Origin of the sequence: Isoptericola sp. NPDC019482 (genome assembly GCF_040632295.1) — a bacterium.
GTDB lineage: Bacteria > Actinomycetota > Actinomycetes > Actinomycetales > Cellulomonadaceae > Isoptericola.
Genome location: NZ_JBEYBQ010000013.1, coordinates 1 through 22138 on the forward strand (window position 1 = coordinate 1; position 22138 = coordinate 22138).

Below are 22138 nucleotides of genomic sequence, written 5' to 3' on the forward strand. Positions count from 1 at the left end.
TGCTGACTTGTTCCTCAAACGACCCGTTTGAGGAACAAGTCAGCACGCTCGATGCGTTTCCGGGCCCCGGGTAGACCTAGAGGGTGGGCGGGCCCTGGCGCACCCGCTCGAGCAGGCGCTCGGGCGTCGCCTGCGCCGGGTCCCACCACGAGTCGACGAACCAGGTCGCCCCGGCGTCCGCGAACGCGCGGGCCTGGTCGCGGGCCTCGGCCGCGTCGGACGAGAGGAGGCCGGAGGCGACGACGTCGAACGGTCCGGCGTCGGGCCCGCGCTGCTCGGCGATCCACGCGGTGAGCTCCCGCACGGCGTCGGGCCCGGCCTCGGCCTCCTCGGGCGTCGCGCCGCGCGCCTGCACGACGATCCCGTCCCAGCGCAGCGTGCGCCGCAGGTTCTTCAGCGGCGGGTTGGTCGCGTCCCAGACGCCGACCGGCCAGACCGGGATGCGACCGTGGACCGGGGGAGCGGCGAACCGGAACGGGCCCGTGCGCACCTGTGCGCCGTCGGCCTCGAATTCCTCGCCCGACCAGGACGTGCGCAGCCACTCGAGCGTCTCGTCGAGCGTCTGCGCCCGGTCCCTCAGTGCGGTCACCTGGCCGGGGACGGAGGTGAAGCCGCGGTCGTCGAGCACGCCGACGCCGGCCGGGAGCACCAGCCGCCCGCCGGACAGGTGATCGACCGTCAGCGCGCGCTGCGCCAGCTCCCACGCGCGGTGCCGCGGCACCGCGAAGACCATGGCGCCCAGCGTGATGCGCTCCGTCACGGCCGCGGCGCCCGCGAGGACGGCGAACGGGTCCCAGGCGGTGAGCGCGTCGCCGCCCCAGTCGCCCATGCTCATCCCGTCCCAGCTGAAGAAGCCGTCCCAGCCGTGCTCCTCGCACGCGCGGGCCAGCGTGACGTTCTGCTGCGGGGTGCCGAAGCTGCCGACGAACCCGAACCTCATGTGCGTCTCCTTCGTCGTCCTGGGGTGTGCGTCGACGCTACGTGCGGCGTCCGACACGGCCGTGGAATGCAAGGAACGTAGGGTGTGCGGGTGCCTGACGAGATCGAGAAGCCCCTGGTCGAGATGTGGACCGACGGTGCCTGCAAGGGCAACCCCGGCATCGGCGGCTGGGGCGCGCTGCTGAAGGCGGGGGAGCACACCAAGGAGCTCTACGGCGGCGAGACCGTCACCACCAACAACCGCATGGAGCTCACCGCCGTCGTCGAGGCGCTGCGCGCCCTCAAGCGGCCCAGCACCGTGGTGATCCACGTCGACTCGTCGTACGTGATGAACGGCATGCGCACCTGGATCGCCGGGTGGAAGCGCAACGGCTGGACCACCGCCGCGAAGAAGCCCGTGAAGAACGTGGACCTGTGGCAGGCGCTCGACGCCGAGGTCACCGAGCACGACGTGCGCTGGGTGTGGGTCAAGGGGCACGCCGGCGACCCGGGGAACGAGCGCGCCGACGCGCTCGCGAACCTGGGCGTCGACTCCGTGCGGTAGCCCGGGCCCGACGACGTCGCGCCGAAGGTGCGACGGATGTCACGCCGCAGGGGGTGGCGCGCGCTAATAGGCTGGGCCCATGGCTTCCCACTACGACGTCGTCCTCCTCGGGGCTGGCCCCGGCGGCTATGTCGCCGCGATCCGTGCGGCCCAGCTCGGCAAGTCCGTCGCCATCATCGAGGAGAAGTACTGGGGTGGTGTCTGCCTCAACGTGGGCTGCATCCCCTCCAAGGCCCTGCTGCGCAACGCGGAGCTCGCGCACATCTTCAACCACCAGGCCGACTTCTTCGGTATGTCCGGTGACGTGACGTTCGACTTCGGCAAGGCGTTCGACCGGTCCCGCGAGGTCGCGGACGGTCGCACCAAGGGCGTCCACTTCCTCATGAAGAAGAACAAGATCACCGAGCTCGACGGCCGCGGCACGTTCCGCGACGCGAACACGATCGAGGTCGCGCTGAACAAGGGCGGCACCGAGACGGTCACGTTCGACAACGCCATCATCGCCACCGGCTCGCAGGTCAAGCTGCTCCCGGGCGTCGAGCTGTCCGAGAACGTCGTGACCTACGAGAAGCAGATCATGACGCGTGAGCTGCCGGAGTCGATCGCCATCGTCGGCGCCGGCGCCATCGGCATGGAGTTCGCCTACGTCCTCAAGAACTACGGCGTGGACGTCACGATCATCGAGTTCCTCGACCGTGCGCTGCCGAACGAGGACGCGGACGTCTCCAAGGAGATCGCCAAGCAGTACAAGAAGCTCGGCATCAAGCTCCTCACGTCCACCGCCGTCCAGACCATCAAGGACAACGGCTCGTCCGTCACCGTCTCCTACAAGGGCGTCAAGGACGACAAGCCCGGCGAGATCGTCGTCGACAAGGTCCTGTCCGCCGTCGGCTTCGCGCCGAACGTCGAGGGCTTCGGCCTCGAGAGCACCGGCGTGCAGCTCACCGAGCGCGGCGCCATCGCCATCGACGACCACATGCGCACCAACGTGCCGCACATCTTCGCCATCGGTGACGTCACCGCCAAGCTCATGCTGGCGCACGTCGCGGAGGCGCAGGGCGTCGTCGCCGCCGAGACCATCGGCGGGGCCGAGACCCAGACCCTCGGCGACTACCGCATGATGCCGCGCGCCACGTTCTGCTCCCCGCAGGTCGCGTCGTTCGGCCTCACCGAGCAGCAGGCCAAGGACGAGGGCTACGACGTCAAGGTCGCCTCCTTCCCGTTCATGGCCAACGGCAAGGCCCACGGCCTCGGCGACCCCACCGGCTTCGTCAAGATCGTCGCCGACGCCAAGTACAACGAGCTCCTCGGCGCCCACATGATCGGCCCCGACGTCTCCGAGCTGCTGCCCGAGCTCACCCTCGCGCAGAAGTGGGACCTCACCGCCGACGAGGTCGCGCGCAACGTGCACACGCACCCCACGCTGTCCGAGGCGATCCAGGAGTCCATCCACGGCATCGTGGGGCACATGATCAACTTCTAGGAAGTAGGTCAAATCGGACACCGTCCGATCGCCTGGTCAGAGGCCCGGATCCGCGGAATTCCGCGGTTCCGGGCCTCTTTCTGTCTGGAGGTCCGTGCACACCTATGGACAGGCGTGCCCCCCGCGTGCCACTCGGAGGGGCACGTAGGGGGCACGAAACCAGGGAGGTCGAGATGGCTGAGAAGAGGGCGACGGCACAGCGTCGCGAGACATGGGGCCGGCTGCGCCAGCTGCCGTCGAAGCGGTGGCAGGCCCGGTACACGGGCCCCGACGGCAAGGTGTACTCGGCGCGCACGGAGGGCGGGCAGCCGCTGACGTTCGTCACGAAGACCGACGCGCGCGGGTTCCTCAACCTGACGCACGCGGCGATCGTGCGTGGCGAGTGGGAGTCGCCGGAGGACGCGGCCCGACGGCGGGAGGCCGAGGCGGCGGAAGCCGCGCGGCGGGACGTCACGTTCCGCGAGTACGCCCTCGCGTGGCTGGACCGGGTCCAGCACGAGCCGGGCAAGGGCGGTCGGACCCGGAGGCCCGGGACCGTGATGGTGTACCGCGGCCGGGTGCGCAACCACCTGCTGGGGCCGCTCGGCGACATGCGGGTGCGCGACATCGACTCCGCTGTCGTGCGGGCGGTGTCGACCGAGCTCGCGTCGCAGCCGTCTGTGCTCAAGCCGGGGGTCGACCACAACGGGATCGCCGGCGACGCCGTCGACCTGCTGAAGATGATCCTGCGCGCCGCCATGCGCGATGGGCTGCTTGAGACGATGCCGGACGTGCCGACGCCGTCGCGTCGCTCCGTGCGGCACGACGCCGACCACACGCCCGAGGACGACGTCGCCACGCCGCAGCAGGTCGACGCGCTCTACGCGGCCGCGCCGGAGCATTGGCGGATCGCCGTGCTGCTCGCGGCGTGGTGCCAGCTGCGGCGCGGCGAGGTGCTCGGGCTGCAGCGGCGCGACGTCGTCTGGAACCTCGATCGCACCGCCGCGACGCTGTACGTGCGGCGGCAGAAGAACGGACTGACCGGGCAGCTCTCCGACCCGAAGTCCGAGAAGGGCGTGCGGTCGATGGCGGTGCCGCCGCTCATGGTCGAGCGGCTGCGCGAGCACCTCGACGCGTTCGTCGGTGACGGGAAGAACGCGCCGGTCGTGCCGCTGCGGGAGCGGGGCGCCCAGCACCTGGCGACGACGACGTGGAACAACGCCTGGGCGCAGGCGCGCGAGCAGGTGGCCGGCCTGCCCGAGGGGTACAGGTTCCACGACCTGCGGCACACCGGGCTCACCCGCTTCGCGCAGGAGGGCGCGACCCTCGCCGAGCTGATGCGGCGCGGCGGACACTCGGACGTCAACGTCGTGCTGCGCTACCAGAAGGCCACCATGGCACGGGACATCGACCTCGCCGCGCGGATGAGCGCCACCGTGCTGTCGGAGCTCGAGTCCACTCGTGGCGACGACGGCACACCTGTGTCGTGACGGCGGCACGAGGGGTGCCGCCGGGGGAGGAGTGGGGCCATGGCAACCGCACACGTTCAGGAACGGCCGACCGGGCGAGGGCGGCTCGTCGCCCTCGCCGTCGCGGCCGACGAGCTCAGCGTGTCAGTCAAGACCGTCCGCCGGCGCATCGCCGACGGCACGGTGACCGGCTACCGGGTGGGCCGACTCATCCGAGTCGACCTCGACGAGCTGCGCGACCGACTGGCCGTTGCCATGCCTGCGGCGCGGGGGAGGTTCCGGTGATGGCTGGGAGCCATCACCACCGAGTCTTCCTCTGAGCTTTCAGCTACTGCTCTTGCTCTGCGCGGCCGCTCTGCTTCTCGCGCTCCATCTGCTCGTCTTGGTGGACCGCGTTCACCAGCGCCGCGTACAGGCCGCCCTCCAGGGCTGCCGGGATGGTGCCCAGAGCACGCTCCATGTGGTCCGAGTACTCACGAGGCGTCAGCTTGGTATCCGGATCCTTCCCGACGCCAATGACCTTCGGGTCGACGACTGTGGCTCGACGGAGGACGTCGAACTGACTGTTGCGGAACGCCTCGGCCGTGAGCATCGCCGCCACCCGCGTGTCCCACTCGGCCTTCGTCATCGTCAGCTTAGGTTCGGCCTCCACCACGGCGAGCTGAGATCCCACGACCTTGCTAGCTGCTTCCAGGTCCTGTGCGCGCTTCGCGCTCGTCGCACCGACCGTGAACTGCGGCAGCCGGAACGACGACAGCCGCTGCCGCAGCGCCTTGAACCATGGTAGGAGCGTCGTGCCCCAGTACCGATTCACGTGTGGGGCGGCAGTGATCGCTCCCTTGATGGCCAGTACAACCAAAAGCTCAGCGAGCTGCGCTGCGCGTTCCGCATCGGCGTCACGCTGGTCCTGGGTGCGGGAATTAGGTACGCCTGCAAACGGGTCACCGCACGGCATCTCGACCGGCTCCGGCTCCTCGACGGGCCGCAGCGTCGCTTGCCCCACCAAGTTGCCGTTCTTGTCGAACAGCAAGCCAGTGTGGGCTCCTGGGTCCTGGCGTGAGTTCCCGAGGTGCTGGCCGTCGGGGATGTTCACCTCGTACCTCATCGCCTGATGCTAGCCGTCCGCACACGTGCCTGGAACCGTGCTTCTCGTCGCCGACAATGGGTGCCCCCGCGTGGGCCAGATCAAGCGCTCGCAGGAGCTCCCCCTGTTCGCCACCCGGCAAGATCGGCGTGCCGATCGAAACCGTTTGGGAGCGCATCGCTGTCGGCGCCGGGTCCGGGGCGTTCGTCGGGGGGTTCGCTCCCTTCGTTCCTTACTGTTATCAGGTCCATCGTTGCTGTAGACAGTAAGGAGGTGGGTTGATGTCGGTCCTGACTCTCGAGTCGGCACGCGCGGCGGGGCTGCGCAAGGACGAGGTGTACCGCCTGGTCCGGTCCGGCGAGCTGGAGCGGATCGGGCGGGGCGTGTATATCCGTCCGGGCGAGCTGGATCCCGCGGTGGCGCCGCTGGCCGGAGCCGCCGCAGTTAAGCCGGCCGCGACCTTGTGCCTCACGAGCGCCCTGGTGTACCACGAGCTGAGTGACGAGATCCCGCTCGCGACCGACATCGCGCTGCCGCGCGGTACCAGGTTCCCCGCGGGCTTCGAGTACGTGACATGGCATGCCTTCGGGCAGGAGACGTTCGACGTCGGTCGCGCCGTCATGCCCAAGCACCCGGACCTTCATGCGTACTCGGCAGAGCGAACGATCGTCGACGCGTTCCGGACCGGCCACCTCGACCAGGCTCACGAGGCGTTGCGCCGGTGGGTCCGAGGCTGGGGGAATTCACCTTCGGAACTGCTCCGCACCGCGAAACATTTCCCCCGGACCGTCGCCGCCATCCGGCAGGCGCTCCAGGTGCTTCTGTGAGCTCGAACCCGCCACGCGCGACGCCGGCCGGACGGGCGTACAACGACCTGCGCAACCTTGCCAGGGCGCAGGGCCGTCGGAGGACCTGGTGCTGTATGCGCTGGAGGGCTTCCTGGTTCGACTGGCCGCCTCGCAGGTCCGCGACGACTTCGTGCTCAAGGGTGGCGTGCTGCTCGCGGCATTCGCAGCACGCCGACCCACACGAGACATCGACCTGGCCGCATCGGGTCTCCCAACGACGTCGACGACGTCGAGCGCCGACCGCGAGAGATCGTGGCGGTCGATGTCGTCGACGGCCTGGAGTTCGACGTGGGTGCCATCCGCAGCGAGACCATTTGTGACGAGGCGGACAACACCGGCGTGCGCGTTCAAGCGGCGCACGTGGCGGCAGCCGGCGCGGTCCTGGACCACCTGAAGGCCACCGACGCCCGCCTCGGCCGTGGACCTTGGATAAGAACCTCCCAGGGAACGGTTGAGCGTGAGTGGTTTCTATCCACTGCCATCAGTCCGCAGGCGGCCACGTCTTGTGGCGTCGGCCGCCCGGCTGCCTGTCGAAGGGCTGCAGCTCGCGCCGTCAGGCACCGACGGCCGCAGCGAGAACCTGCGCCAGGGTCCCCAGGGGACCGGGCCGCCTCGCTGCGGCCCGGTCGAGCTGGTGACGAGCCTGGGTCCGCGTGATGTCGTGCGGGCGGAGTCGCAATGACCGGTTGAGACCGCCTACCTGGGTGGGCCCAGTGCCATGCGCCCCGCCGTCGTGTCCCGTTCTGGAGCGACCTCGTCTACGGGGGGTCGATGTCCGGGCCCGCTGAGCCGCGCGTGCGTGCTGTTACGGCTGCGAGCTCGAGCGACGCTCAATACCCGAGCGCCAATCGCCGCTCGAGTTTCGCTAGGTCGGGCGGAGCCGCGGATGGCTTGGCGAGTTCGACGTCGTCGATCTTGGCGAGCTCCGCGCTGAGTATCGGGTCTTCCGCGACTCTGTCCCAGCGGACTGCCGTGCGGCCCTGCGGGGTGATGGTGACGAAGCCTGCGTCGAACGCCCGGTCGACGAAGGTGGACAGGCAGATTCCGTTGCTCGGGTCGAGACGGATGGTCTTGTCCTCGCTCCAGGGAACGATGTGCGATGCGACGAGAAACGCGCTCGTCCGGATCCCCGTGACGGCGCACTCCCAGCCGTAGTTGTCCTTCACGCGTTTCGCGAAGACGGACTGTGCACTGCCCCGTGATCGCGTTGTCCCGATCAGGTCCTCCACCTCGAACTTGCCGGACTCGAGCTGCTGCTTCAGGTCCGCGATGAGTGCGGGATCTGCGTCCGCGGCCTCGGCCGACTGATCGTCCAGTTCGGGACGCGTGCGTGTCGGGGAGAAGGTGACCTTGTTGGCGTCGTCGATGTGCACCGTGTCGGAGACGAACTGGTAGACCCACTTGGTGGTGTCCGACAGGTGTGGGAGCGCCTCGAAGACGCCGATGAAGCGGTAGTACTTCGGGCCGGTGTCCGGCTTGACATGCGCGAACGTGATCACGTACTCGCGTAGGGGCGGGGACGTCAGAACGTTCTCGAACCTGCCGCCCGGCTGATGGCGCATCGTCAGAACCTGGCCGTCAGGGGAAAGCTGATTGTCCCAGTCGCTGTTCGGGTACAGCTTCGGGAACCAGACTCGCGTGGCGTCGTCGATCCTGAACGTCGATGCCTGGTGGCCCTTGTAGTCCTTCCCGAACAGTCTCGCGATATCGACGTGGGTCTTGTACCGCGCATCGTCCCGGGTCGAGAGAAGCGTCCCACCCTGGGCGTCGTCGGGCGCGGTGCCCTCGTCGCTGAGGTTGGTCATGTACGCATCCTCGCGTGGATCCGGATCGGACCTCCGGGGCATCCGCATCCTGATCGTCCTCGGGATCGTCGGGAAGCCATCTGACGAGCCACGACGTCGCGGGTCGCTACGTGGTGGTCCGGGTCAGCGCGGCGTGGGCCAGTGCCGCGGCGACGGTGGTGACCTGGTACTCCTGGCGGTGGGTGAAGGGTGGGGCAGCGACGTTCGCGAGGATGTCGAGGGCGTTGCCCTCGTAGCTGCGCAGGGCGTACTGGTCGACGGCGCGACCGTCGGCGTGCCGGTACCCGAGTGAGCTCAGGATCTCGGCGATGCGCTCGCGCGGGAGTTCCTGGCCGGGGCTGACGGCGGCGTACGCCAGGACGAGCAGGTCGGCGTCGCGCTCGAAGCCCGCGTCGTCGGGCGCGAGCTGTGCGGTGAGGTGGTCGAACAGGGCCCGCGGGCTCCTGCGTGCGGTCGCGCCGGCGCGTGTCAGCAGCAGTTTGCCCTTGTACTTGCGCAGCAGGCCGAGCGGCCGGAGCAGGGACTCGCGGAGGACGGCGACCGGGACGGTGAGGTCCTCCCGGTTCGCCTTGCCGATCCAGCCTTCTATCGTCGGGATGAGCGGCGCGACCGCCTCGACGTCGGCCGGCCGCAGGTACCCCGCCGCCGTCAGCGGGATGCCGCCGTCGCCCGCCCGGTCGAGGAACCACCGATAGGCCTGCAGCGCAACCGCGACGTCGTCGTCGGACACCTGGAGCGACGGCTCGACGGTGGCGAGGCGTGCGCCGAGGTCGTCGCCGTCGTGCTCGAGCATGGCGACGAGCTGCAGCAGGTGCGGGAGCAGGCCGCTGCTGCGCAGCGCGTAGTGCGAGCGCTGCAGTCGGGTGTTGACCTCGGCCGGGTCGAAACGGGCCGGGTCGTCGAGCACCTCGGCGAGGGAGTCGGCGTCGCGCAGCGAGCCGCAGTCCTCCGGCGGGGCGGCACGCCGACCGGTGACGCACACGGCCGCGGGCGTGTCCGGCGTCGCGGGGAAGACCTTCTCCAGCTTGAGCGCGAGCTCCCAGTCGTCGCCGTAGTCGTACACGTAGTGCAGGACGTCGCCCGGCTCGCCGAGCGTCTCACCCAGGGTGACCTGCTCCTCGGGGACGCCGTCCTCGTCGTCCTCCGCGTTCTCGACGTCGTACGGGCACAGGAACTGCTCGCCGTCGCGGTCCCACGCGTCCGTGCCGAGGGTGAACCGGTGCAGGTGCGAGTCCGTCCACGCGAACGCGTCCTGCAGCACCTGGTGCACGACGTCGAGCGGCAAGTCCGAGCGCACGTCCAGGCGGCGCCAGATCGGGGGAGTGGCGCCCTGGAGGTCCAAGCGGAGGCGGAGCATCACCGGTTCCGGCGGGGGAGCGTGACGGCCGCGCCGCGACGCCGCGTCCGGGCGGCGCGTCCGGTACGACCCGGGCGTCGACACCTGGGCGAGGATCTGGACGGTCAGCTCGCGCAGGTCGTCCAGACCCATGCCCTTGATCGCGGCCTCGAACTGGCGCAGCTTCTCCTGGTCGTCCGTCACGGTGACAACCGTAGCGAGCGACCGGGGCTCACACTGGCCCGGTTCTTACAGGTCGAGGCGGCGATTCGTAGGGCCATCGTTCGAATGCGGGGGGTCGAAACTTGTGCTGTTCGACCGCTGGTCGATCCTGAGTAGGTCGGGCAGGTAGCGGCGGGCATGGGTGATGGCCCAGGCGCCCCAGCCATTCGACTGTCCGGGCTCGCCGGTCTCGGACGGGGTGTCGGGGTCGGAGGTGGGGACGAGCGCGTGTTGCAGGGCGTTGGTGGCCAGGGTGGTGAGGGCCTGGCTGACGTCGGCGGTCAGGTGGGTGGGATTGCCGGTGACGGTGAGGGCGTGCTGGTCCCAGACGTTGGCTTCGGCGTCGATGTTGCCGAGGATCTGGTCGGGGTTGTTGTCGTAGTACTGGTTGATGTGCACGGTGTGCCCGTCCAGGGGGATGGGGATGCTGTGCGCGAACCGCAGTGAGGGCCCGAGCCCGGTGTCGTGGGTGGGCGTGAAGAGCATGAGGTCGACGACGTTGTCGGTGCCGGCTTGGGGGCGTAGGGCTCCGGCGGGTAGGCGGACGGCGCCGAGGAAGGCGGCGTGGGCGCGGACGGCGTGTCGGGGTGTGGGGTCGGGGGAGTCCATGAGGTCGTGGCCGGCGAGGACGGCGACGAGGCCCCCGGGTCGGGCGAGGCGGGTGGCGGCGATGGTCATGAGGGCTTGGCGTGCGGTGTGTCGGGCCCGGCGTGATGGCACGCGCATCTGCACGTCGGCCCAGGGCAGGGAGGCGATGACGGCGTCGTAGTCGCTGGGCCCGCCGTCAATCGCGGGCGGTTGGGGTTGGCCTGCCTGGATGTGCTGGAGGGGTGCGAGGTGGGCGGTGATGAAGTCGATCGGAATGTCGGGCCGGTCGGGCAGGGCGAGGAGGGTGCGGGCACCGTCGCCTTGGACCAGGATGTGTCCTCCGTCGAACCCGAGCGCGTGGAGTGTGGACCACAGGGGTTCGCGCAGCGCACGGTAGGCGGTGGTGGCGGGGTGGGCGACGTGGTCGGCGAGGGCGGCGATGTCGGCGGCGTCTCGTTCGAGCGCGCCGGGCAGGCGATGCATCACGCCCCCTCCCTTCCGGCCTGACGCCGCCGGGAGAGCGGGCTGGTGAAGCGCTCGAGGGCGTCCTGGCGTTCGCGGAGGTCGTGGCGGACCATGGCGGTGAAGTCGGCGTACCGGTCGACGATGTCGTGGGCGGGTTCGACCTGGTGTGGGGCCTCGCCGGGCCAGGTGGCGACGAGGGTGGGCCGGTCGGTGCCGGGCTGGGTGCCAGATGCGGCGACCCAGCGGCGTAGCCGGTGGCGGGCGTCGTCGAAGTCCTTGTGCCAGGCCAGGGGAGCGGAGCCGGACGCGCCGTCGCCGTAGCAGGCGAGCCAGTGCTGGTGCAGGGCGGACAGTTCCCACACGAGCTCGTCGTGCCGGTGCCACAGGGGCGGGATCTCCAGGGCGGAGATCCCGTACGCGACCCGCAGCCAAGACACCCAGGCGTCGAGCTCGGCCCACGCAACTGCAGCTTCCTCGGGGCCGAGGGCGTTCCAGTTGACCGGCCCGGGCGGCCTGTCTTCGTTTCCGGCGAACGCGGCGGCATCGTGGTCTGCCCGCGACTTGCGAGCAGCGCCGGGGATCTCGAGGGCGCCGTCGCGGTCCTCGCCGTCGGGGTCGGAGAAGAGCTCGGGCATCGGGCTCATCGCCCCCGTATGGGGGTGGACGGCGCCGGATTGGACGCCGTAGCGGGGCTGGCGGGCCGTGGTGTGCGAGCGCGGAATGGCAACCGCCCCCTCGGCGCAGGGACTGGGGTGGTGCGGGTGACGGCGTACGGGGTGCGCCAGGTTTCGTGGCCCCACCACCGCATCACGAACTCCTCACCGGTGCCCGCAAGGTTGGCGCGCACGTACCCGGCTGCGACGATCACGTCGCCCTCGCGCAGGCGGGTCCGCCCCCGTTCTGCCGCATGCCCGAAAGCCACGAGGTTGTGGAACGACGTCTCCGGGTCCCCGTAGGTGCCGTCCGGATGCCGCCGGCGCGCGGTGATCTTGATCCGGGCGAACCACCGCGTCGACCCCGTCGTCGTCTTCGACCACTGCGGTCGGGAGGCGATCTCGCCCACGATGCACTGTCGAGTCGGGATGGAGGATGACGTCGGCATGGAAACCTCCCAGGCAACGCGGCACCGTCGGCGTACCGCTGTCGCAGTGCAGGTGTGCAGGCGGCGGTCGACTCGGACGAAGCGGCCCTCGCGGCAGCGGCGGATCTCCGTGTTGGTGAGCCGCTGTGTGTTGCGTAGAGCAACGTGCAGCACGGTCGGGCGTGCTGGTGGGCGAGACGGGTGTCCAGCTGGTGGTGACTGACGCACTGGCCGGTCCTCGCGGCCTACTGTCCGCCCCACACGTGGAGCTCGAGGAGAGGACCGGAATGGCCCCCGCCGACGTCGTCGTCGATGAGCACGTGACTGCCAAGCTGCCGCGGGAGTGGTGGCAGGTGTGGGCCGAGCGCCGTGCGCGGTGGTGGGCGGGCCGTCCGGTGCTGGCGCGGCGGTGTGCACGGGTGCGCGCGGTCGGCCTCTGGGTGGCCCTGGCGTGGCTGCTGGCCCTGGTCGTCTTCGTCCCTGACCTTACGTTGGGGCTGCGTGCGTACCTGGGGTGCGTGTGGACGGTGATCGCGTGGTTCGCGCTGGTACGGACGAAGACGTTGACGTGGTCGGGGTTGATGCGGTTCTTCGCTGTGTGCGTGCCGTGGTCGGTGCTGATCGGTGTGGTGTGCACGGTGATGGCGGATGCGTCGATGGCGGGCGAGCCCGCGGCCGCCGCGATCGGTGGGGTCGACGCGGCAGGACCGAAGGTTGCGATCGCGGGTATCGCTGAGGAGGCGTTGAAGCTGGCCCCGGTCGCGGTGCTCGCGGTTCTCGCGCCCCGGCGGGCGGCTCGCTTCGCGTCGGTGGACTGGGTGCTGCTGGGGGTGGCATCGGGGACGGCGTTCCTCGCGGTGGAGGAGACGCTGCGGCGGGTGGCGTGGCAGACGGGCGTGGGGCGGGGCTGGTTCGACTTCGGGCCGGACGACGAGGTGCCCGAGGGCTGGATCCTGTTCCGCCTGTTCCCGGTGCCGTCGGACTGGGACGACGGGGTGGCCGGGTTCGGCGGGCACGCGGTGATGACGCCGATCGTCACGGGCCTGGTGGGCCTGGGCGTCGCGTGGTGGCGCGCGACCCGTAACCCTGGCTGGCGGCTGCTCGCGGTGGTGTTGCCGGTGGTCGCGTTGTGGTCGGCGATCGCGGACCATGCCGGGTACAACGTGCAGAACGCGTTCGGTGCCTTCGGTGGCGGCCTGAGCTCGCTGTTGTCCGAGGATCCGGAGGCGGTGTGGCTGGATCCGGCGGAGACGAGCGTGCCGTGGTGGCTGCGAGCACCGTGGTCGTGGTTGGGACATGGCCACGGACGCGCGGGAGTCTTCCTCATCATTGTCGCGGTGTGCTTGCTGGTTGATGCGCGGCGGCTGGCGGCGGTGCCGTCGTCGGGTCTGCTTGCGGACCGGCAGCCGCCCCGCTGGCCGCGCAAGACCGTGGTCCAGGTCGCGACCTGGACCCGGTCCTGGCCTCGTCCGCTCGCCGCCGTGGCACGGTCGGTGGCGAGCGCGGTGACCGCGCTGGTCTGGGTGGTGCTGCGCGACCTCGGGGACGCGGTGATGGCGTTCTCGCGGCAGCGAGGCGAGTCGCGCCGTCGGGCCGCCGCCCGGGGGATGACCGCCGTGTCGGGGCAGCGTGCGACCCGGGAGTTGGCGTTAGAGGCCCTGGCCGGGCCGGTGCACGTGCGGCGTCGACGCCTCCTCGCGCTGGCCGCCGTTTTGCTGCTCGCATGGTTGGGGTTTGTGCTCGCGCCGCAGACTGCGTCAGTGATCGGTGTCAGCGCATCGGACTGGCCGGCGTGGCTCGCCGGAGTCGCTGACATCCTCGCCGAGTGGTGGGCCGAGCAGCCGTTGGCCGTCCAGCTCGCGATCGGGGCCGGAGTCGCGGGCTTGGTAGTGCTGTCGGGTGGATCCCTCGGCGTGGCCCTGGGCGTCTCGGGTGCCCTGACCTGGGGTCTGGACAAGGGGCACGGCATCGCGACCTTCGTTCGCGACCCGAACCAGGCCACCCGGGACTACATCGCCACCGCCACGCCCGGGCAGGTCATCGCCGATACCGCTGGAGTTGCGCTCACGTTCGCGCCCGGCAACTTCATCGGCGCACGCGTGGGACAGGGCGGCCGGGCCGTCGCCGACGACATCGCGGCCGACCCGGCGGCTTGGATGGCCACACGCCGGGCCATGCTTCGGGAGGAACCAGAGCGGGGCTCCGTCCCGCTGGAGTGGTTCCTTGCCCGCAAGCCCATCCCGCTCGCCGATGGCACCACGAGGCCCGCACTCAGCGCAGCAGAAGAGGCGGCTGCGGCAGCACGCTACGAGACGTACCCGTCGACGCCGGTCAAGGGAGCGCCTGGACCGGCGCGAGATGGTCAAATCGAGGTCTACGGCGAGAACGAGCGCATCGTGCACGTGCCGTCCGAGGACATCAACGTGCATCCTGACGGCTTCACGCCGCAGTACGGCGCGATCGGGGACTACAAGCACGTCACGTCCGCGCGCTCGTGGTACATCCCTGAGGGGATCGAGAATGCGAAGATGCGTGAACTGGCAACGCGCAAGATCGACAGCACCTTGAACCGCCTGCAGAGCGCCGCTGACGAGGTCATGGGCAGCGGAGACGGCGTGGTCGAGATCACGACGAACAGCGAGGCTGCAGCGGAGTTCATCGAGTCGCGCATGCGGGAGCTGGCGATTCGTGGATACGTACGGCTGACGAACTGATTGGAGGAGACGTGGCAGACCTACTTGTCGGGGTACTCGAAGGACCGGCTCGCTTCAATCCGGACGTCCTCGTCGACCCCGCGCTGAGCGCATGGCCAGGCTCCAAATGGTCGCCCTCGAGCGAAAGGCTCGCCCCGAACAGCGCAGGGCTCTTGGAGCTCCACGGACAGGGCCAGATCGTCTTCGTCGACTTCCTCTCAGGCGCGGAAGGGCTTGGAGTGGACGGGGGCGACGACTTGGCAGCAGCGTTCCTCGCATGGCTGACGACCCAAGTCGACATGAGAGCCAGTCAAGTCGTGGTCTCCGACTGGGCGAACGACCTAGTCACGCTCGATTCGGGGATGACCCCTGACGAGCTCAGGAGACTCCGGGACGCCTGATCAGTTGCTGGCCTCCGGCGCGGATCGGACAGGACCGTCGCAGGTCGAGGGTGGCTTCGTCGCTGAGACAGGTTAGGTCGTCGAAATCCGTGCGCGGCAGGCGTCACAATCTCCCGATCCAGATCTTCGCGCAGGAAGGTGACTCGCGAGGGATCAACCCAGCCTCGAGGACAGTGCCCAAGTCCGAAGACATATCGATGGCAGCGCTCATGTCCGGGTTCGCTGCGACGATCTGGAGCACATACGCCATGGCCGCGGTGGGATCGTCATTCGCCAACTGATCGCGGATCCACGGGATGAAATCGACGCACGGCCTCCTCAACGACGGTGCGTGGGGCCTTGTCCTCGGTCCGTGAGGGCATGCTTCCGACGCGCGTGTACGGCCGGTCATGGATCGTGGTTCACCCGCCACTGGAGTCGATGAACTGAGAGTTGCCTGGAACGATGCAGAGGTGACGGGTTGGACGAGAGCCTTGCTCGGGGCTGCGCTGCTGGTGGCGGTGTCAGCGGGTTGCAGCGGCGAGGGATCGGCCGGGGCAGACGTGGCTAGCTCGGAGGCACCGGAGAGTGCTCCGGCGACCGAGACCGTTGCCGAGACGACCGTCGACCAGTGGGCGTCGATCGTTGCTGGACAGCGGCATGCCGTCGACGAGATGAACGCGGACTGGGAAGACGCCACTTGTTCGGCAACGGCTATTGCGATGGGCGACGCACCTGACTGTGAGGCGTACCTGATCGCGATGGGTTACACGGCTGAGACCGCTGCCGTGGCGATCGGGGGTGCAATCAACCCAGACAGCGACACTTACCTGGGTGACCCTCCGGCAGAGATCGCGGACCTGTACGAGTCGACCTTCGAGGCGGCCGATGCTGCTTCGGTTGCGGTGTCCGACTGGGAGAACGAGGCGGCCACGCCGATGGACGCGACCCGCGCCTGGGACGACCTGCTCACGAAGTTCGCGGAGTGGGAGCCCTACCTATAGGTGTGATCCCCGGTGGCGGGCACAACTCATGGACGCCGGAGCACTTCGCCTCGAGCCGGGCCGACCCGCGCTGCTTGGGGCGGCCCCAGACGTTCTGAGCGGTAGTCGTGCAGGCGCGCTGCGTGTGCTCCACAGAAGGTGCCCTGCCTTCCCTTGCGGAATGGTTGCTCCGGGTGCACCTGTCGAGGACAGGAGTGCTACGGAGGGGGAGCCCTGGGCGCGCGTACTGCGACGGCCGCACCGGGCGTACGGATGTCGTTGGAGGGGCGATCAACGGACAGATGCACGGGCGGCAGCACTGCGTTGGCTCACGGACTCGGCGTCACCCGGGGCGGGGGAAGTCCCTATCGGTCTGTTCGATAGAAGCGTCGTGCCGGGCAGAGAGCGTGGCAATGTTGGCCCGAGCGCCCTCCTTCCCGCTCTTTGTGCCAAGGGTCTCTCAAACGGCTTCTCGCTCAGTAATGAGCTCGCCGGCATCGTTGCGCTTGGTCCAAGACCGGAGCCGGACCTGCAGTGGCTTGATGCTGCGCAGCAGGACGAGGCCGGTGCCGAAGGGCATGGTGCGCAGTTGTTGCGGCGTCATGATCGGGACGCGGCGCAGGGACTCCTGGCTAGTGCGAGTGCCGTCGGGTCCGATGGTCGTGGAGTGGGTCGTCTCGTCGTGGTCGCCGATGAGGGTGGATAGGTCGTGCAGGTCTTTGGTGACGGAGGAGCCGCCGAGGAGGATCTTGACGATGGCGGCGTCCCAGATCGTGCCGGTGTTCTGTTCGCCCCAGGCGGCGCGGGCTTGGGAGATGGACTGCAGGACGGGCAGGACGGTGATGCCGGAGCCGCCGCCTTCGGACATGAGCTGGGGCAGCGAGGGCAGGGGGGCGAGGTTGCCAATCTCGTCGAGGGCGAGCAGCAGGGGCGGGTCGAGGCGTGCTCCGGGGGAGTGGGCGGCGAGGCGTTTGGCGGTCTCAGTGAGGTCTTCGACGAGTGCGGCGACCAGGGGGGCAGCGGTGCCAGAGCTGGTGGCGGTCGCGAGCAGGTAGAGGGTGCCGTGGTTGCGGATGAAGGACTCGGGGTCGAACCCTTCGCCGGGGCGCGGGGTCACGGCATCGAGGACGTGGGGATCGCTGAGGGAGGCGAGGGCGAGCTGGAGGCCGGACCAGACGGCGTCGCGGGTGCGGGGGTCGGCGTTGATGGCGGCGTTGAGGGTGTGGGCCCACATGGCGGCGTGGGGTAGCGGCGCGGAGGCCAGGATCGCGACGGCGTCGGCTGCGGCGGCGGGCTGTTGTGCCCAGGCGTGCAGGTCGGCGGGAGTGCGCTCACCGAGGGCGGCGGCGTGCAGGAGGTGTTTGAGGGCTTCGCGGGTGAGGCCTTCCCAGTAGCCGCCGTTCTCGGTGCCGGCACCGAAGCCGGAGGCGGACGCGAGCCCGCGGGCTCGCACGGCGGCGGTCTCGGGGTCTTCGCAGCCGCGTACGGGGGACCAGCGCAGTCCGGCGGGTAGGTCGGGGGCAAGGTGTTGGGGGTCGAAGATCGCGATGGGGCCGCGTCGTTGTCGGGCGGTGAGGGTGATGGTGAGGGCGTCGGGGCGGGTGGAGGTGGTCACGACGGCGCCGGGGGCGTCGAGGATCGCGTTGATGACGATGTACAGGCCCTTGCCGGAGCGTGGTGGGCCGACCAGGAGCATGGAGTCCTCGACCGATGCCCAGATGTCCTTGCCATGGCACTGCCCGAGCCGGTAGCCGACATCTTCGGGACGGGGGTGGGTCAGGCTCGGGCGCAGGTTGGTGGCCCGCTTCGTCAGTGCACGGGCGGAGGCGTGCTTGACGACGTCGGCTCGTGTGGCGAACCCGTCGTCGGGGCGGGGCGCGGGGCGCAGGTACCTCCACGCGACGACGGCGATCACGGCCACTGCCGCAAGGAGGCCGGCGGCGATGGCCCAGTACAGGTCGGGTTGGAGGCCGGGGGCCTCGAGCGCGGCGGCCGGGTCCTGGGGGTTGGCGAGGACGCCGAGGCCGGCGCCGAGTCCGGCTGCTGGTGGGTCGGCGTCGGACAAGTTTGCGGCCAGCGTGCCGGCCAGGCGCAGGACGGCGGCGAGCACGATTCCTGCAGCGAGGGCGGCCAGGGCGACGTCCGTGCCCGTGCTGACGCCGGCTCGTGGTGCCCGTGTGGTGCTGGTCATGTCGGGTCCGGTGGGGTGGTCGTGTGGTCGGGGTCGTGCAGGACGAGGGTGCCGGAGTCGTGGCCGAGCAGGACGAGTGCGAGCGGTGTGCGGGTCAGAAGTGCGGGTGGGAGGCGTAGGGCGGCGACGCCGTCGTGCCCCGCCGTGGCCGTGGTGACGACGACGGCGATGCTCACGGGTTCACCGGGGCGGAAGCCTTCCTCGGCGACGCCGAGGAACGACCCGTTTGCCGAGGCCTGGACGGGCCGGGCGGGTGGGGTGTGCGGGGTGGGCGCGTCCTGGCGTAGCTGGTCGGTGTCGTCGGGGGTGAGGATCTCGGTCTCTGTGGTGCCGTCGGGGTAGGTGATGTCGATGCGCACGACCTGCCCGACGTACTCACCGACGGCGTCCATGACCGCGCCGATGGCGTCCCTGCCGACGCCTGCCCACTCGGGTGGGACGGGGAACGGGTCGCCGTCGAGGGTGACGGTCAGGTGGTCGTCCTCACCGATGACGACTCGTGCGCGGGGCAGGACGGCGGGGATCGGGCCGGGCTGCTTCACAGGGCCACCCCCTGCGTCTCGCGCGAGGCCGCGGCGGCAGGACTGTCGGGTACTCGCGGGGTAGTCGCCGAAGAGCCGGCCGCGGGGGAGACGTCGGGCAAGGGGGGTGGTGTGCCGTCGCTGACCTGTGTGGTGTCCAGGCGGTCCAGGATCGCCAGGGCGGTGGTGCGGACGCGGTCGAAGGTGGCGGTGACGACCTGGACGGGGTCGGCGGCCGAGACGGTTGCGGCCCAGGTCGCCACATACGGCACGGTGAACCGACTGGTGTCCACGCCGTGGGCGGCCAGGGTCATCAGGGCGACGGACTCGGCCTCGACCTCGGCGACCCCGCGATGGGTGCCCGCCTCGTCGTTGTCGGGGCCGTGCAGGATGACGTGGGCCAACTCATGGGCGAGGGTCTTGACCCGGGCGGCGTCGTCCATATCGGCGCGGACCGTGACGGTGTGATCGGTGTGGTTCGTCTGCCCGTTCGCTCCGCGGATTCCGTCCGCGTCCGCGGCGTCGCCGACGGTGAAGCCGGCAGCTCGTGCTTGGGTGGCGAGTCCGTCCCACAGGCCCGGGGGTGCGGCGCCCTCGAGCAGCCTGGAGCGGGGAGGCGCGGGCAGCGGGTCACCGTCGGTCTGGGAGACGTCCCACACGTAGGCCGGGCGGACGCCGATCATCCGAGTGCGGACGGTCTCGACCGGATCGGGCTTCTCACCGCGGTCCAGGGTCCGCCACGGGCCGGTATCCGGGTGGGTGGCGACCATGCGCCGGGTCACAGGAGCGAAGATCATGTACCCGGTCTGCCCCTTGAGGACCTGCCGGCCCAGGTGCTGCCACTGCCCGTACCCGGCGACGTAGGTCGGCGTCGGCGCGTTCACCCGCCCGGCCTCGAACGCGGCCGTGTGCTGGACGTAGATCAGCAGCGAGTTGCTGAAGCTGCGGCGCCGGAACCGGGCCGCGAAGTCGATCGCGCGGCGCCACTGAGCCTCGGTCGTGAGTTGCGCGACGGCGTCGGTCAGCGTGGCGTGCAGGGCCTCGAGCTTGGCCTCACGATCGGCGATCGACCGGGTGTCACGGTGCATCACGAGCCTCCAAGGGTGCCGGTCGCCCGTGCCGGCGGCGGGTGCGGGCGTCGTCAGGCAGGTGTGCCGCCGTCGTCCACCACAGGTGCCGTAGGTGGACCGGGCGGCAGTCAGGTGGGGTCGGTGAGGCGGGCGTCGGTGCCGAAGAGCTCGAGCTCGGCGGGGACCATCTGGTGCGTGACGAGGAAGGACCGGTCGCGGATGCGCCACAGGCCCTGGCCCTTGCCGAGGTCGGGCAGGAGGTCCCGTTCGGTGCGGGTCAGGCCGAGGGCGGCAGCGGTGGCGCCGAGCTGGTCGGACCCCTGCCGATAGATGACGCGGGTCTCGGCGTTGGCCAGCAGGGAGGCGGCCAGGGCGCGCATCGCGGTCCCGGAGTCGCCGACGTTGTCCAGGTCGGACAGTTTGTGGAAGATCAGCATGTTCGCGATGCCGTAGTGACGGGCCATTCGCCACTGCGCGTCCATGCGCCGCAGCAGAGCGGGGTGGGCCATCAGCCGCCAGGCCTCGTCGTAGACGACCCACCGCTTCCCGCCGAATGGGTCCGTGAGGGCGGACTCCATCCACGCGGACGCACACGTCATCAGCAGCGAGATCGCGGTGGAGTTCTCCGCGACGGCGGACAGGTCGAGGGACACCATCGGCAGGGACGGGTCGAACCGCACGGTGGAGGGGCCGTCGAACATGCCGGCCAGGTCTCCGGCCACCAGACGGCGTAGAGCGTGCCCTGCCAACCGCCCGTCGTCCGCCAACCGACCAGCATGGATACGAGCCGTTCCGGTGCCGCCGTCGCGAGGTTCGAGGAGACGGTCGACCACCATTGGCAACACCGGGACGTCCGCCGAGGCGACGGCGTCGTCCAGGGCGACGTCAATCGCGGTGTGCTCGGTCGGGGTTAGACGGCGTTCCAGCACCGTCTCGGTCAGCGAGCCTATGAGGTCACGACGCCGCGCACTGACCTGCGCCGCCCACAGCGCGTCGTCGATGCCCGGTGGACGGTGGCCTTCGTCCAGAGGGTTGAGCCGGTTCGCCGACCCGTGCCCGAGCTCGATCGCGACCCCGCCGACGGCGCGTGCGACCGCCGAATGCTCGCCCTTCGGGTCACCCGGCACGTACACGCGCCGCCCGAACGGGATGGACCGCGTGTACAGCGACTTGGCCAGCGCGGACTTGCCTGCGCCGACGATCCCGGCGATAACGACGTTCGGCGCGGTGATCAGTTTCCGCTGGTACAGCACCCACGGGTCGTAGACGAACGACGTCCCGGAGTTGTGGTCCTGCCCGACGAACACGCCGTCCGCACCGAGCCCACCCTCCGCGAGGAACGGGTACGCCCCACCCCACGTCGCCGACGTGTCCTGGTGCTTCGGCAGCCGAAAGCGGCCATGAGTCCGCAGTGCCGCCGGCCCGCGCTCGCCCGCCGCAGGCAGGTACCGCATGGCCCGCCGCGCAGCCTCCTCGGCATTCCGCTGGGCCCGCTGCCCGGCGCGCTCGGCCGCGTGGTTGGCCGAGGCAGCCCGGGACGCGGCCGCACGCCTGGCCCGTCGCGCCGCTCGTCGTTCATCGGCAGGTGCCACCAGCGTCGACGTGAAGCTGCGCTCGCTTTTCACAGCCCCGGCTCCGAACTGTCGTGAGTGGCCGGGGCGCGGTCGGTGCTCAGGGTGCCCACTTGTGCACCCACACTGATCGGACCAGGGCGCTGGGTTGTGGGCGGCTCGGGTGGGCGCCACGAGATCCGCCCCGACGCCTGCGAGGCAAAATCGAGATGTTGGTACGCCTCGGCGTGCGCCATCGCTGCCTTGTGCAGGTGCTCCGCGGCCGACAACGCCGCCGCCCGCCCTGCCGTGTGACTGCCAGCATCGTCAGACGCGGAGTCCAACTCGGCTCGGTGGGCGTCGGCTAACTGCTCCAGCACCTGCACGAACCGGCCCGCGACCGACAGCACGTTCCCGACCGCCCAGTACGTGTCTGACGGGTCGTGAAACGACCGGGTCGCATGCGTGAGAGCCCGCATTGCCTCGGCGACAGATTTGGCAGCCAGCACTGGGTCGTCATGGATCGACATCGCTCCTCCAGGTGACTCATGTCATCTTGAGGTGTGCCTGTCCAGCGGCTGATGCTCACAGGTCGTCCAGGTGGCTCTGTGCTATGTGAGCTGATCTCACCAGCGTGAAGGTTCGGTTCTTCGTTGAAGGTTGAGCAGAACGAGGGAGGCAGCGGTGATGTCGGTGAGGCGGTGCGGGTCGAGGGTGACGAACTGGAGGTCGGGCCAGGGCCTTTTCCGCAGGGTGTTGGCGCGTTCGCCCACGGACCGTAGCTCGGTCGGGAGTTTCTTACGGCCGTCATCGGCGTGGGGGCGGGCGGGCTGGCGCGAGGGGTACCAGATCCTGATCCCGGTGCCTGGTACCCGCGTTGGTCAGGATCGGGGGCCGACGGCTGCGA

The 22138-nt window shown here is 70.0% G+C and carries 21 protein-coding genes; 9 read left to right on the forward strand and 12 right to left on the reverse strand.

Features of this window, described 5'->3' with window-relative positions; genetic code table 11:
• Positions 1 to 76 precede the first annotated feature (76 nt).
• Positions 77 to 940, reverse strand: a complete 864-nt coding sequence (locus ABZ493_RS10735; RefSeq protein WP_430582154.1) for an LLM class flavin-dependent oxidoreductase — start codon at positions 938 to 940, stop codon at positions 77 to 79.
• A 123-nt stretch (positions 941 to 1063) separates the two neighbouring features.
• On the opposite strand from ABZ493_RS10735, the gene rnhA reads away from it, so the two are divergent.
• From rnhA to ABZ493_RS10755, 4 genes are all read left to right on the forward strand, one after another.
• Positions 1064 to 1483: a ribonuclease HI gene (gene rnhA, locus ABZ493_RS10740; protein ID WP_430582245.1), complete on the forward strand. Its 420-nt coding sequence runs from the start codon at positions 1064 to 1066 to the stop codon at positions 1481 to 1483.
• A gap of 79 nt (positions 1484 to 1562) precedes the next feature.
• Positions 1563 to 2966, forward strand: coding sequence for a dihydrolipoyl dehydrogenase (gene lpdA / locus ABZ493_RS10745; RefSeq protein ID WP_430582155.1), 1404 nt, complete (start codon positions 1563 to 1565; stop codon positions 2964 to 2966).
• A 173-nt stretch (positions 2967 to 3139) separates the two neighbouring features.
• Positions 3140 to 4435 (forward strand): site-specific integrase, encoded by a 1296-nt coding sequence (locus ABZ493_RS10750; RefSeq protein ID WP_430582156.1) that lies wholly within the window; start codon positions 3140 to 3142, stop codon positions 4433 to 4435.
• 39 nt (positions 4436 to 4474) lie between these two features.
• The gene (locus ABZ493_RS10755; RefSeq protein ID WP_430582157.1) at positions 4475 to 4699 is read left to right on the forward strand and encodes an excisionase family DNA-binding protein; all 225 of its coding nucleotides are present in this window, start codon (positions 4475 to 4477) and stop codon (positions 4697 to 4699) included.
• Positions 4700 to 4742: 43 nt separating this feature from the next.
• Here ABZ493_RS10755 and ABZ493_RS10760 read toward each other — a convergent pair whose 3' ends face one another.
• The gene (locus ABZ493_RS10760; RefSeq protein ID WP_430582158.1) at positions 4743 to 5519 is read right to left on the reverse strand and encodes a hypothetical protein; all 777 of its coding nucleotides are present in this window, start codon (positions 5517 to 5519) and stop codon (positions 4743 to 4745) included.
• Positions 5520 to 5779: 260 nt separating this feature from the next.
• Here ABZ493_RS10760 and ABZ493_RS10765 point away from each other — a divergent pair, with 260 nt between their 5' ends.
• A complete protein-coding gene (locus tag ABZ493_RS10765) occupies positions 5780 to 6325 on the forward strand; it encodes a type IV toxin-antitoxin system AbiEi family antitoxin domain-containing protein (RefSeq protein ID WP_430582246.1) in 546 nt (181 codons plus the stop codon).
• A gap of 166 nt (positions 6326 to 6491) precedes the next feature.
• Positions 6492 to 6740 carry a hypothetical protein gene (locus tag ABZ493_RS10770; protein ID WP_430582247.1) on the forward strand — a complete coding sequence of 83 codons (249 nt, stop codon included), beginning with the start codon at positions 6492 to 6494 and terminating at the stop codon, positions 6738 to 6740.
• Positions 6741 to 7176: 436 nt separating this feature from the next.
• Here ABZ493_RS10770 and ABZ493_RS10775 read toward each other — a convergent pair whose 3' ends face one another.
• The 5 genes from ABZ493_RS10775 to ABZ493_RS10795 all read right to left on the reverse strand — a co-directional run bounded on the left by ABZ493_RS10775 (position 7177) and on the right by ABZ493_RS10795 (position 11825).
• Positions 7177 to 8151 carry an HNH endonuclease gene (locus ABZ493_RS10775; RefSeq protein WP_430582159.1) on the reverse strand — a complete coding sequence of 325 codons (975 nt, stop codon included), beginning with the start codon at positions 8149 to 8151 and terminating at the stop codon, positions 7177 to 7179.
• Between the two features lie 106 nt (positions 8152 to 8257).
• Complete coding sequence (locus ABZ493_RS10780; RefSeq protein WP_430582160.1) at positions 8258 to 9691, reverse strand: plasmid pRiA4b ORF-3 family protein; 1434 nt, start codon at positions 9689 to 9691, stop codon at positions 8258 to 8260.
• 45 nt (positions 9692 to 9736) lie between these two features.
• Positions 9737 to 10783: a hypothetical protein gene (locus tag ABZ493_RS10785; protein ID WP_430582161.1), complete on the reverse strand. Its 1047-nt coding sequence runs from the start codon at positions 10781 to 10783 to the stop codon at positions 9737 to 9739.
• Positions 10780 to 11406, reverse strand: coding sequence for a hypothetical protein (locus ABZ493_RS10790; protein WP_430582162.1), 627 nt, complete (start codon positions 11404 to 11406; stop codon positions 10780 to 10782). The genes ABZ493_RS10785 and ABZ493_RS10790 overlap by 4 nt, the downstream gene beginning before the upstream one ends.
• Positions 11403 to 11825: a hypothetical protein gene (locus tag ABZ493_RS10795; protein WP_430582163.1), complete on the reverse strand. Its 423-nt coding sequence runs from the start codon at positions 11823 to 11825 to the stop codon at positions 11403 to 11405. Before ABZ493_RS10795 ends, ABZ493_RS10790 begins: the two co-directional genes overlap by 4 nt.
• 281 nt (positions 11826 to 12106) lie before the next feature.
• Here ABZ493_RS10795 and ABZ493_RS10800 point away from each other — a divergent pair, with 281 nt between their 5' ends.
• The 3 genes from ABZ493_RS10800 to ABZ493_RS10810 all read left to right on the forward strand — a co-directional run bounded on the left by ABZ493_RS10800 (position 12107) and on the right by ABZ493_RS10810 (position 15920).
• Positions 12107 to 14557, forward strand: coding sequence for a restriction endonuclease fold toxin-2 domain-containing protein (locus tag ABZ493_RS10800; protein WP_430582164.1), 2451 nt, complete (start codon positions 12107 to 12109; stop codon positions 14555 to 14557).
• 11 nt (positions 14558 to 14568) lie between these two features.
• On the forward strand, positions 14569 to 14937 hold the full coding sequence (locus tag ABZ493_RS10805) for a hypothetical protein (protein WP_430582165.1): 369 nt from the start codon (positions 14569 to 14571) through the stop codon (positions 14935 to 14937).
• Positions 14938 to 15389: 452 nt separating this feature from the next.
• The gene (locus tag ABZ493_RS10810) at positions 15390 to 15920 is read left to right on the forward strand and encodes a hypothetical protein (protein WP_430582166.1); all 531 of its coding nucleotides are present in this window, start codon (positions 15390 to 15392) and stop codon (positions 15918 to 15920) included.
• A gap of 439 nt (positions 15921 to 16359) precedes the next feature.
• Here the strand turns inward: ABZ493_RS10810 and ABZ493_RS10815 are convergent, their stop codons facing one another.
• The 5 genes from ABZ493_RS10815 to ABZ493_RS10835 form a co-directional block, all read right to left on the reverse strand.
• The gene (locus tag ABZ493_RS10815; RefSeq protein ID WP_430582167.1) at positions 16360 to 18090 is read right to left on the reverse strand and encodes a TraM recognition domain-containing protein; all 1731 of its coding nucleotides are present in this window, start codon (positions 18088 to 18090) and stop codon (positions 16360 to 16362) included.
• Positions 18087 to 18632: a hypothetical protein gene (locus ABZ493_RS10820; RefSeq protein WP_430582168.1), complete on the reverse strand. Its 546-nt coding sequence runs from the start codon at positions 18630 to 18632 to the stop codon at positions 18087 to 18089. The genes ABZ493_RS10815 and ABZ493_RS10820 overlap by 4 nt, the downstream gene beginning before the upstream one ends.
• Positions 18629 to 19699 carry an ArdC-like ssDNA-binding domain-containing protein gene (locus ABZ493_RS10825; protein ID WP_430582169.1) on the reverse strand — a complete coding sequence of 357 codons (1071 nt, stop codon included), beginning with the start codon at positions 19697 to 19699 and terminating at the stop codon, positions 18629 to 18631. The genes ABZ493_RS10820 and ABZ493_RS10825 overlap by 4 nt, the downstream gene beginning before the upstream one ends.
• Before the next feature lie 110 nt (positions 19700 to 19809).
• Positions 19810 to 21135: an ATP-binding protein gene (locus ABZ493_RS10830; RefSeq protein WP_430582170.1), complete on the reverse strand. Its 1326-nt coding sequence runs from the start codon at positions 21133 to 21135 to the stop codon at positions 19810 to 19812.
• 167 nt (positions 21136 to 21302) lie between these two features.
• Positions 21303 to 21761, reverse strand: a complete 459-nt coding sequence (locus tag ABZ493_RS10835) for a hypothetical protein (RefSeq protein ID WP_430582171.1) — start codon at positions 21759 to 21761, stop codon at positions 21303 to 21305.
• Positions 21762 to 22138 lie beyond the last annotated feature (377 nt).